Origin of the sequence: Psychrobacter sp., from assembly GCF_041554015.1 — a bacterium.
Classification (GTDB): Bacteria; Pseudomonadota; Gammaproteobacteria; order Pseudomonadales; family Moraxellaceae; genus Psychrobacter.
The window spans coordinates 1-10876 of record NZ_JBFFMS010000052.1 but is presented as its reverse complement, the minus strand read 5'-3'; the positions used below and the strand labels follow the sequence as shown (position 1 = coordinate 10876).

The 10876-nt window shown below is 41.8% G+C and carries 10 protein-coding genes; 8 read left to right on the top strand and 2 right to left on the bottom strand.

Features of this window, described 5'->3' with window-relative positions:
* Positions 1-395: transposase (locus ABYU67_RS11080; protein ID WP_372845174.1), on the top strand; the 395-nt coding region annotated here is incomplete at its 5' end.
* A gap of 1181 nt (positions 396-1576) precedes the next feature.
* Positions 1577-2698 (top strand): Fic family protein, encoded by a 1122-nt coding sequence (locus tag ABYU67_RS11075; protein ID WP_372845172.1) that lies wholly within the window; start codon positions 1577-1579, stop codon positions 2696-2698.
* Positions 2699-2836: 138 nt separating this feature from the next.
* Here the strand turns inward: ABYU67_RS11075 and ABYU67_RS11070 are convergent, their stop codons facing one another.
* Positions 2837-3283 carry a PACE efflux transporter gene (locus tag ABYU67_RS11070; protein WP_372845169.1) on the bottom strand — a complete coding sequence of 149 codons (447 nt, stop codon included), beginning with the start codon at positions 3281-3283 and terminating at the stop codon, positions 2837-2839.
* 100 nt (positions 3284-3383) lie between these two features.
* Between ABYU67_RS11070 and ABYU67_RS11065 the strand changes: the two genes are divergently transcribed.
* From ABYU67_RS11065 to ABYU67_RS11050, 4 genes are all read left to right on the top strand, one after another.
* Positions 3384-4268 carry a LysR family transcriptional regulator gene (locus ABYU67_RS11065; RefSeq protein ID WP_372845167.1) on the top strand — a complete coding sequence of 295 codons (885 nt, stop codon included), beginning with the start codon at positions 3384-3386 and terminating at the stop codon, positions 4266-4268.
* Between the two features lie 119 nt (positions 4269-4387).
* A complete protein-coding gene (locus tag ABYU67_RS11060) occupies positions 4388-5068 on the top strand; it encodes a hypothetical protein (RefSeq protein ID WP_372845165.1) in 681 nt (226 codons plus the stop codon).
* A gap of 329 nt (positions 5069-5397) precedes the next feature.
* The gene (locus ABYU67_RS11055) at positions 5398-6360 is read left to right on the top strand and encodes an acyltransferase (protein ID WP_372845163.1); all 963 of its coding nucleotides are present in this window, start codon (positions 5398-5400) and stop codon (positions 6358-6360) included.
* A 278-nt stretch (positions 6361-6638) separates the two neighbouring features.
* Positions 6639-6917 (top strand): DUF3817 domain-containing protein, encoded by a 279-nt coding sequence (locus tag ABYU67_RS11050; protein WP_372845176.1) that lies wholly within the window; start codon positions 6639-6641, stop codon positions 6915-6917.
* 18 nt (positions 6918-6935) lie between these two features.
* On the opposite strand, the gene ABYU67_RS11045 is transcribed toward ABYU67_RS11050, so the two are convergent.
* Positions 6936-7988: a hypothetical protein gene (locus ABYU67_RS11045; RefSeq protein ID WP_372845161.1), complete on the bottom strand. Its 1053-nt coding sequence runs from the start codon at positions 7986-7988 to the stop codon at positions 6936-6938.
* Positions 7989-8213: 225 nt separating this feature from the next.
* Between ABYU67_RS11045 and ABYU67_RS11040 the strand changes: the two genes are divergently transcribed.
* On the top strand, positions 8214-9248 hold the full coding sequence (locus ABYU67_RS11040) for a LysR family transcriptional regulator (RefSeq protein WP_372845159.1): 1035 nt from the start codon (positions 8214-8216) through the stop codon (positions 9246-9248).
* Positions 9249-9538: 290 nt separating this feature from the next.
* Positions 9539-10825: an NRAMP family divalent metal transporter gene (locus ABYU67_RS11035; protein WP_372845157.1), complete on the top strand. Its 1287-nt coding sequence runs from the start codon at positions 9539-9541 to the stop codon at positions 10823-10825.
* The last annotated feature ends 51 nt before the right edge of the window (positions 10826-10876 follow it).

Sequence of the window (10876 nt, the reverse complement as noted above, 5' to 3'; positions counted from 1 at the left end):
TAGCGGCTGATTTAAAAGCCATCTACGGCGCTGATACGCTTGAGATAGCAGAGGCCAATCTTGAACACTTTGATGAGACTTGGGGCAAGGAGTATCCGCATGTCATCAAGTCTTGGCGTAATAACTGGGAGGGCTTAACGGTGTTCTTTGAGTATCCGAAAGATATCAGAAAAGCCATCTATACCACCAATGCGATAGAGTCGCTAAACAGTGTGATTCGGACAGCGGTGAATAAGCGTAAGGTGTTCCCGTCTGATCAAGCTGCATTTAAAGTGGTGTACTTAGCCACCCAGCAGGCATCCAAAAAGTGGTCGATGCCCATTCGTAACTGGACGTCTGCTTTAAATCGCTTTATGATTATGTTTGATGATCGTATCAGCAGGCATTTAATCTAAATGGCAGTTACACAGAATCTGGGATGGGCTCGTTACCGTTCAAATAACCATTGTAATCATCACTAGTATAATTACTAACTGATATACTCGGGGCGGTTCAATAACCTTAAATGATTAAGTCAATCTAAAATATTCTTAGACACGTTGCCCGTAGCATTGAACTCTAAAAAGCATTGTTTCACTACTTATAAATAGCTAATAACCGTTGTGGAATTATGAAGTTCTCCATTAACATACTCCCAATCCTCTTTGGAGGCGTCTGGATTATACGCTGTTCTAACATCTAAATCCCCTTAATTATCATAGTCTAACAGTATTAAAAGACATCTCCAATTTGCTAGATAGATAGTTAGATTCAACAGTTCAACCTCTTTTTCTGCGAGCTCATTTTCTATTGTTATCTTCCCTCTACAATAAGCGTTTGACTTGGCTTATCAATCATACGTAACTGGTTTATTTCCCTTGCCTTCTTTACCTGAATATCCAGAAATAGTTACTGATACCAGATACCATCTCCGCCTTTTCTAGCCATTGCTGCATTGTCAGCTTTACAGTAATCGCATACATTAATAAATGAGGATTATCGTACTCAGTCTAAGTTGAATATTAAGGTTCATGAACCATTTATTTTTATATTGACTATAGGTCATTGTTTTTACTAGATAATTATCTATTTTAACTCGCGAACCCAACTTTAGGTAGCCATAACTCAAGTGATGACTATGTGATGATAGCTTCATGGGCTTATTGCTAACCAGTTACTAAGTTTGATGTCTTTATTTTGGCTGACTTTTAAGCTGTCTCATCTTTAAGTAAAACCTGAGCATTTACCAGCTAGATTTATTTTTCTTAATTTAATAATGACTTTTGAATCATGATGTAATTATGCTTACACTCCCTATCTTCCAAAATCTTTCAAATTTTTCGTAAGTGCTATATCACAATAACTTTTTAAACTTATTAGGTCGATATTTTGCTTTTAAAATTAAAGCATCATCAACTACTGCTTGTCTTAATAGCTGTTGAATCCAGACTTTTTTATCGCTAAACATCGACATACGTAACCCACTATTTGCTTAAACCGTTACCTTTACACTCAAAATGCATTGAATAACGCTATTAATCTCCGCATAATATGCATTGAATAGAATGGTTAATCGCCGTATGCTCTGAGGAAAATGATGAAATATGTGACATACAACCATGAAAGATCAGATTGGACACAGTGGCGCTGGTCAGATAAGCAGCTGCTACCACTGGTTAGCCGTATAAGGATATTACAAGGTCATCTATTAGGACAGCTATCGACACTAGGGTTTGATTTAAACGTTGAAGCACAGCTGGATGCAGTGACGCTTGAGGTGGTTAAAACATCTGAGATTGAGGGTGAGACGCTAAATAATGAGCAGGTACGCTCTTCTGTTGCGCGTCATCTAGGTATCGGCACCAGGGCCATGCCAGCCGCGACACGTGAGATTGATGCAATTGTTGAGATGATGCTCACAGCCACCTATGGCTATCAGTCACCTCTTACGCTGACTGACTTGTTGGGATGGCATCGTGCCTTGTTTCCCACAGGATATAGCGGCCTGTATCCTATCAACACAGGAGAGATCCGTGATGATAGCAAAGGTCCTATGCAAGTAGTATCTGGCGGCTACGGGCGTGAGCAGGTTCATTTTGTCGCGCCAAGTGCAGATAGACTGCCTAGAGAATTAGAGCGTTTCTTATTATGGTTCAATACCCCAGCTGATGAGCAAGACAATTTGGATCTGGTTATCAAAGCCGGTATCGCTCATTTATGGTTTGTCACCTTGCACCCTTTTGATGATGGCAATGGCCGCTTAACGCGCGCCATCACCGAGCGTATGCTTGCGCAAAGTGATGATAGTCAGCAGCGTTTTTATAGTATGTCAGCGCAAATACTTAAGCAGCGTAACGACTATTATAAAATACTAGAGCGCACGCAAAAAGGCGACTCAGATGTGACTGAATGGCTAACGTGGTTCCTACAGACCCTAGAACAAGCTCTATTATCAGCACAGACAACGACCAATAAGATTATGAGCAAAGCCAATTTTTGGCAGGCGCATCGTCAGCAAGCGCTAAATACCAGACAGGCAACCATGCTTAATACTTTACTGACGGACTTTTATGGCAAACTGACTACCAAAAAATGGGCGACGATCACCAAGTGCTCAGCTGATACTGCGTTAAGAGACATCAATGACTTGGTCGAAAAAGGCATGTTAAAAAAATCTGATGCATCAGGGCGTAGCACAAGTTATGAGGTGGTGTTATAAATTTAGTCACTTAGTTGTTATAAAGAAACTAAATATAGCCCACTACCCTACTTGCTAGCCTATGACGCCTTTTGTTAAACAGTCAATCAGGGTAAGTTTGCTTATACCAAGACAGTTTATTATTTCAGCTAAAGCTGTCTATATAGAAATCTCTTTGTTTTTTATATATTTAAAATACTGTATTGGGAACATCTTGTCATAAGCCCAGTTATAAGAGAAGGTATAGACCAGATAAAACCCTACCAATGACGCATCCATGATAAAGGCTTGCAATAAGGTAATGCCAAGATACCAAGATACCATCGGTAAATATAAGATTAGTAGTCCACCCTCAAACAGCAGCACATGTAGTACACGTATCGCTGGTGTCTTAAAGGTACTGCGTCTAAACCTTAACATGCCTTTATCAAAGGCAATATTAAAACTATAGTTCCATATAGTTGCCATGATAGAGCCTGTAATGGCAATAACACTGATATCTTTAAGATCAAAACTAAAGAAGAAGCTCATAATGGGTATGGATAGTATTAATGCAATTATTTCAAATCCAACAGCGTGACGTATACGATCTCTACGAGTTCGCATGATTAATCCTTATAGAATGTCAATTCATATTACTTAGTTGACCCTATTATATCTGTTAAACTAATACATCAAAGTTACTATCTATAGGAAAAACCGATACATGAACTTTTCTTTAGAGCAGCTGCAAGCCTTTGTCGCAACAGTAGAGACGGGATCGTTTTCGGCGGCAGGACGGCGGCTGGGTAAAGCACAATCATCGGTTAGTGCGGCGGTGGCAAATTTGGAAGTCGATCTGAACAACGTGTTATTTACTCGCCATAGCCGTTATCCTGAATTGACTGAAGAAGGTGAACGGCTGCTCGCTGAGGCTTACCTGATATTAGAGCGCTGCGAGCACTTTTTTGGTGTTGCTAGGAGCTTAAGTGAAGGGGTAGAAAGCCGCTTGGTGCTGGCAGTTGACGACCTTTATCCATCAGAGTGGCTGGCACGACTGCTGGATGAGTTTGACAGCCTATTCCCGACGGTAGAGTTAGAGCTGCTGCTACCCATTATGGAGGATGTCAGTCGCTTGATTTTAGAGAAGCGCGCGGATTTGGGCATCATGTGGAGCCAAGAAGATCTGCCCTCCGCCATTAGTTTTCATACGCTAGGCTGGATTCCCCTTAAAATGGTGTGCTCGCCTGAGCATGAGATGGCAAATAAAGTGGTCAGCTGGGAGGATTTAAAAAGATATCGGCAGCTCATTGTTGCGACACGAAACGAGAGTAAAGAAAAATCACGTCTGCGCGTTGCTTCTGATGTGTGGTGGGTTGAGAGCCAGTGGGTGATTATTGAGCTTGTTCAGCGTAACCTTGGCTGGGCATTGGTGCCTGAGCAATTTATTGTGGATGGATTAAAGGATGGCTCTTTGGTATCACCAAAGCTGGATTTTGACAAGCACAGTTGGCCTGTTGCAGTAGAGCTGATTTGGCATAAAGAAAAGCCTTTAGGTAAGGCTGGCACTTGGTTAAAAAAGGCAGTCATTACCTTGGATCAGAAAATGTAACGGCTTTATTTTAGCAAATTGAAACAGCTGATTTACATTAAGATACTGAATAAAAAAGTGTACTGACATAGTATTAGCGGTAAATACATTTCATCTGATTATATAAAAAGGATTATAACATGTCTGATAACTCTACTAATAACGACAACATTAAGAAGGCCTTAGAGTCCCTTGAAAATGCACCGGAAACGCCTGCAAATGACTCAGTAACAGGCGTCGAGGTTGTAAAAGGCGATACCGTTGTTTACGAAGATGGCGATTTTGAAGATTATAATGCCGATCAAGACTACGAAGTTGACGAAGACGCTAAGTCTAGTAAGGATGATAAGCCTAACAAAAATGAGAAGAAAGATGAAAAATACGAGCATTCTACTAAAGAAGATACGTCTGCTAACGAAGATAAGCACAGTACAACGATAGCCAACATCTATCAGTGGGCATCCAAGCTTAAAGAAGATCTTATTTCTGACAAAAAAGAGCCGAAATCTAGCGAAGAAGATAAGTCTGATGCTGATAAAGAAGACAAGCACAGCGCGACAATAGCCAACATCTACCAATGGGCTGCTAAGCTTAAAGAAGATTTTACGGCTGAAGCGTCTAATATGACGCATGACGTTTCTGAAAAAGCGGTTGCTATCATGCTTAACAGACTTTTAGATGCCAAAACGGCTGAGCTAGAAGCTTTTGATAAGAAAGTAGCCGACTCTGAAGGATCGGTAGAGAATGCAGAAGAAGAGCGTAGTAAGATTGCTGATAAAAAAGACAAATATCAAAATATGATTGATCAGTTACAAGGCTAAGCAGTGCTTTAGGTAATCGGTCTTATGAATCCAGTGTTAATCATTTAACACTGGATTTTTATTTTTTGGCTTATCATAAGCTTATACGTATGGACTCTGATACTCAGCTGCGCCCCTTCTCATATAAACGGTAAGTTATTAAGTTATAAAGCTAGGTTGGTATAAGCCTACACCAGATAGGACGGGCATCCATTACTATGCGCTATATTTGTGCCTAACAGTCGCATAAAGCGCCAAATCAATTACGCAAACATGCATATCGATTTCTGCTAGTATTGTGCCACGATGTTACTCATAAATTATAATAGGTAAGGTTAAGAGGATTTAACATGCGATTCAAATCATTCGTTCAAAAACTCCATGAACGCAATCCTAAACTTGGCAAAGTCGCTTCGCTGACCACAGCAACAGGCGTTATTACTTTCAATAGTATGTTGGCAGGTCCCCCTGTCTGGATTATGGGTGCAGCCAAAGCCATTACCGGTGCCGCGATTGCTGATAAAGCGGTCATTGATGTGACCAATTATTGGATTAACAGCAATAACGCGATGATCGATAACATACTGCCCGATAAAGACTGGCGTATCAGCCTACCTGACGACATTCATACTAAAGGTAAGTATTTACTGGTGAGCAATCATCAGTCGTGGGTTGATACCAGTATCGTGCAATATATTAGTGAAAAGCGTTTGCCATTGACACGATTTTTTACCAAATTTGAGCTGATATATATTCCAGTTGTTGGTCAGGCTTTTTACTTTCTCGATTTCCCAATGATGCGCCGACATTCAAAAGAAGCGATTGCAAAAAATCCCGCCTTAAAAGGTAAAGACATCGAAGAAGCAAAACGCGCTTGTGCCTTGCTAAAAGACAAACCTTTTACCCTGCTAAATTATTTAGAAGGTACCCGTTTTACCACCGCAAAACGAGATAAGCAGCAGTCGCCTTATACGCATTTGCTGAAGCCGCGGGCGGGCGGTTTGTCGCTTGCGATTAGTGCGCTTGGCGAAGATATCGACGGTATTTTAGACATGACCATCGTCTATCCTGATGGGGTGCCGACGTATAGCGACTTATGGAAGGGCAATATTAAGCGTTTGGGCGTTGATGTCAGATATATCAAAATGCCTGATGACTTATTTGCCAGTGTCCAAAATGGTGGTTATGAGACTGATGAGGCGATAAAAGCACAAATGTTTGAGTGGGTCGAAAAAGTTTGGCAGCAAAAAGATCAGCTTATTACTAAGATGCTTGCGGAATTTGAAAGCAAGTCCCCTGCCCTTAATGCTTAATCAGCTATCCTCTTAACTGTATCTGCTTATTTACACAGATATTAATTGTGGTTTTGGTTTTTAGTGAAAGACAATCATAGCAACCTGCGTCTGCTATGATTGCGGGCGTTATTAAATAACCGTACCTTATTAAATAATCGTACCTTAGATGCCAATGACAGGTATCTGACAGATATGGACGACAAAAGGAAAATACAGTGCCACAGGCTCAGCCAGCGTTTAAACCAGCCTCCAATCTTACAACAGAACAAAATACAGTATTAAAAACACTTACGCTAATAGGTTATCTAGAAGGTACCTCGTTTTTACTATTGCTCTGCATCGCTATGCCACTAAAGTATATGATGGACATTCCAGAAGGGGTAACATATATCGGTATGGCACATGGTGGGCTATTTATCGCTTATATCATTATACTGATGGGCACAGCCGTCAAGATAAAACTGCCTATATGGGCGCTCCCTGCTGGCGTGCTTGGTTCGTTCTTACCCTTTGGTCCGTTTATATTTGACCATTGGTTAAAGAAAAGCCTAAAAAAAGGCAAGAAAGTTATTTAAAATAAAGTTTCTATGACTCTAATCATTGGTTTCGCGATATAACGTGTTTTGTGACTCTTCTCTAAAATCTTCATACGTGATGGCAGGCTTAGCTTTTTCAGCTTTTGGCATACTAACAGCTGCTTCATTTTTATTTTTATTATTCATCGCCTCCGTTTGAGACTTGGCTATCGACGATTTGTCAGATCCAGAGTCTAGAGGGTCTTCAACATCAGTAGTTGGCTTATTAGCTGCTACCACAACATTTTCTGCAGCGCTTTTCATTTCCGTGCCAGTTTGTTCGGTCATTGGAATGGTTCGATTTGCGTTTTTATCAATAGGCGTAATCATGCCAGCATCATTTGGTGCTGTAGTACCCGTGGATAAGAAGCCAGTCGCAATTAACGTGAACACCGCACCAGAAATCATGAGCGAGCCAAGCACCATACCTATAATAAGCGGTTTTTTACTGCTTTTCTGCGTTTGTATTGATTTTACCGCTTTCTTTTTTTTCGGTTTTTTGATGGGTAAGGTTGCTAAAGATGCTGTGCTATCAGGGTCATTAATATAAGCGCTATCATTTACTTCAGCATTGTCACCTTTATTATCTTTATCATCTGTCATTGTCGAAGCTGTGTGAGCCGTCGCTCCTGTTGTCGTTGAACGGTGTATAACCTCTTCATTATCATCGTCATTGTCATTAGAGAAGTCCATGCTGATCGATTGACTGCTATTATCAGATATCTGTCGCTCTGCTGTATTTGCCACACTATCTTGCTCTTGTATGGTAAATAACTCTAGTTCTGCGATACTTAGTGGCTCATAGGATGACAACTTGTCGGCATTTTTAAGCGGCTGCAATATATGTTGCTCTGCACTAACATCAACATCATTTTTATCATCAGTATTGGTAATAGTTGAGGCGCATTCATTTTTATTGCTCATACTGTCGATTGTCTGTACGCTTCCAACACGCGTGATATAACGCTCATAAATATTATGTTTACGAGTACGCAGCCGTGGCTTAGTATTAGCAATTTTTACTAAGTTTGCCTCTAAATCTGTGCTTTGCTTGTCTTTTTTGTCGCTCATGAAGTGATACCAAACCAGTTTATGCCACGAAACCGTCGATGACTGCTAGAATAAAGGGTAGATTTTATTAGTTTGCTAAAGTGTAACGCTATCGTTAATAAACAATATAGAGCGTCACCTCATATGCTTCAAGCATAATTTTATAGTTGGGCGGTCATTAATATAAGATACAGTGATATCCGCCGCACCAATCGACATCATATTATAGATAAATGAGCATAGAAAATGGATTTAAAGCAGCTCAATGCCTTTATTGCCGTGGCCGAGCTTAGAAGCTTTAGTGCAGCCGCTACCAAAACCGGACTGTCACAGCCAAGCCTAAGCCGTTTGCTAAAACAGCTGGAGACAGAGATGGGGGTAATGTTGGTTGATCGCTATCATAGACCGCTCCATCTAACAGAAGCTGGCACGTTCTTTTACGATAAAATCAGTACCATACTGACAGAAGTCGATACGGTTGTCGGTATGACTCAGCGCTTATCTGCCCCTAGCAGCGCGTTAAATATCGGATTTGTCCCCTCGATACTGTATGGGTTGCTGCCTGAGATTATCGCCAGACTGAAGCAGTCCAATCCTGAGATTGAGGTTAACCTCAAAGACATAAGCTCCTATCAGCAGATGGAAGCGCTCAAATCGGGTGATATTGACGTGGGCTTTGGGCGCTTTGCCCATCAAGACCCATGGATACAGCAGATATTGTTACGTCATGAGCGTTATGTCGTCGCTCTCCCAAAAGCGCATCCGCTTGCCAATGTGCGCGAGCAGCGCTTAATCGATTTGGCAAATAACCGCTTGATTCTCTACCACCAAACCCATTTGCCCATATCGACAGTACCAACACGGCTGGGCACTTTATCATCAGCCTCTGCCCATAAACTCCCAAAGCAGAAAAATAAACATGACGGCAGCTCTCCTGAGTCAGCGACTACTGATCAAATCACAGAGCCTTTACTGTACCTATTTGCCCAATACGGTATCACGCCATTTATGACCACCACCGTCAGCGATTTACAAGTGGCGCTCGGATTAGTTGCAGCAGGCGAAGGCATTACCTTAGTACCTGCCAGCCTAAAAACGGTACGGACAGAGCAAATCAGCTATCAGCGTCTTATTCACGAAAACGTCACCTCGCCTATTTATCTGCATACACTAAAGGATTTTGTGCATCCTAGTATCCCTGAGTTGTTACGTGCCACTTATCATGTCTACGAGCAGCGCGGTATCACCTACCGTCGTCAAAAATTTGAATCTCAGCGTTAAATTGTCTTATAACAAGCCATAATTGTGGTATAAAGAAACCCGAAAAATAGTCATAGATAAATCTTGATATTTATATTTAATTATGCTAACTATCAGGAATGACTAGGCAAAAAATAAGTAATAATTATATCAATAATCATTCTACTAAACCGCATTGGTGTGCTAAAGTCGATACAAAGCAAATCGTTTTAATAAAGAGTAATCAGTAGCATTAAACGAGGCGCTCATGATCACTGGCAAACTGACACAGGTAAGTGATGATTTGCTGTTTTAACCATTTCGAGGTATTCATGACCACACAACCGCTCAATAACCCAAGCGCTACAAGCGACACTCTCCCCGCGCAGCAAGAAGGCTTTAGCTGGCGTATCTTTGGCCCCGGTATTTTGATGGCGACTGCTGCTATTGGCGGCTCGCATCTGATTTCATCGACACAGGCAGGCGCGCTATATGGCTGGCAGCTGGCGATTATGATTATATTAGCCAATGTCTTTAAATATCCCTTCTTCCGCTTTGCCACCGATTATGTCTATGATACCGGCGAGAGCTTAATCGCAGGCTATGCCAAGCGCTCAAAAGCCTATCTCTGGATTTATTTTATTCTCTCCATTTTATCTGCGGTGATCAGTACGGGGGCAGTGACATTGCTTGCGGCGGTGATATTGGGCTTTATGCTGCCAGCCTCAATCGGACTATCGAGTATTGGCTTGGCTGTCATCATCGTTGCTGTCTGTTGGTTTTTCCTGATTGCCGGTCATTATAAGTTGCTCGATGGCGTGACCAAATGGATTATGATTGCGCTGGTATCGGCAACTGTGGTTGCGGTGATGATTGCTGCTGGTAAGCCGACGGTGATGGTAGCGGATTTTGTCCCAGCAACTCCTTGGAATTTGGCAACATTAGGATTTATTGTGGCACTCATGGGTTGGATGCCAGCGCCGCTTGAGTTCGCTGCCATCACCTCGATGTGGACCTCTGCCAAACGCAAAACTGACAATACGACCCATCGTCAGGGCTTACTAGATTTTAATGTGGGCTTCTTGGTCTCTGCTATCTTGGCATTGTTCTTTTTGGCGTTGGGCGTTTTTGTACAATATGGTTCAGGTCAGGAGATTCAAACCGCTGGCGTCGCTTATATCGGTCAGCTCATCAATATGTATACTGCCACTATTGGTGAATGGTCAAGACTGCTGGTCGCCTTTGTCGCCTTCATGTGTATGTTTGGCACCACCATTACCTGTGCGGATGGCTACGGCCGTGCCAATGCTGAATGCTGGCGCTTACTCAAAGGTGAAGACGAGATTAATAAAAAACAAATCGCCTTTTGGACCACCTATGCTATCGGGGGTGGTCTTGTGATTATTAGCTTTTTTGCCGGACAGTTAGGCGCTATGCTCAAGTTTGCGATGATATCGGCCTTTATATCCGCGCCCATTTTTGGTTGGCTTAACTACACGCTGGTAAAAAATCATAAAAAATTATCAGCTGGTATGAACGCCTATTCAATAGCAAGTCTTATATTTTTAGGGGGCTTTACCTTGCTATTCCTAGCCAATTTGGCAGGTATACTTGGCTAAAGCTCATTGTTAACCAATATAAACAATAATAAACTTCATATGATACAAGCC

Bases quoted from the DNA above. Each gene is read 5' to 3' on its own strand.
- ABYU67_RS11075 (WP_372845172.1), top strand. From the start codon at position 1,577: ATGAAATATGTGACATACAACCATGAAAGATCAGATTGGACACAGTGG.
- ABYU67_RS11070 (WP_372845169.1), bottom strand. From the start codon at position 3,283: ATGCGAACTCGTAGAGATCGTATACGTCACGCTGTTGGATTTGAAATA.
- ABYU67_RS11065 (WP_372845167.1), top strand. From the start codon at position 3,384: ATGAACTTTTCTTTAGAGCAGCTGCAAGCCTTTGTCGCAACAGTAGAG.
- ABYU67_RS11060 (WP_372845165.1), top strand. From the start codon at position 4,388: ATGTCTGATAACTCTACTAATAACGACAACATTAAGAAGGCCTTAGAG.
- ABYU67_RS11055 (WP_372845163.1), top strand. From the start codon at position 5,398: ATGCGATTCAAATCATTCGTTCAAAAACTCCATGAACGCAATCCTAAA.
- ABYU67_RS11045 (WP_372845161.1), bottom strand. From the start codon at position 7,988: ATGAGCGACAAAAAAGACAAGCAAAGCACAGATTTAGAGGCAAACTTA.
- ABYU67_RS11040 (WP_372845159.1), top strand. From the start codon at position 8,214: ATGGATTTAAAGCAGCTCAATGCCTTTATTGCCGTGGCCGAGCTTAGA.
- ABYU67_RS11035 (WP_372845157.1), top strand. From the start codon at position 9,539: ATGACCACACAACCGCTCAATAACCCAAGCGCTACAAGCGACACTCTC.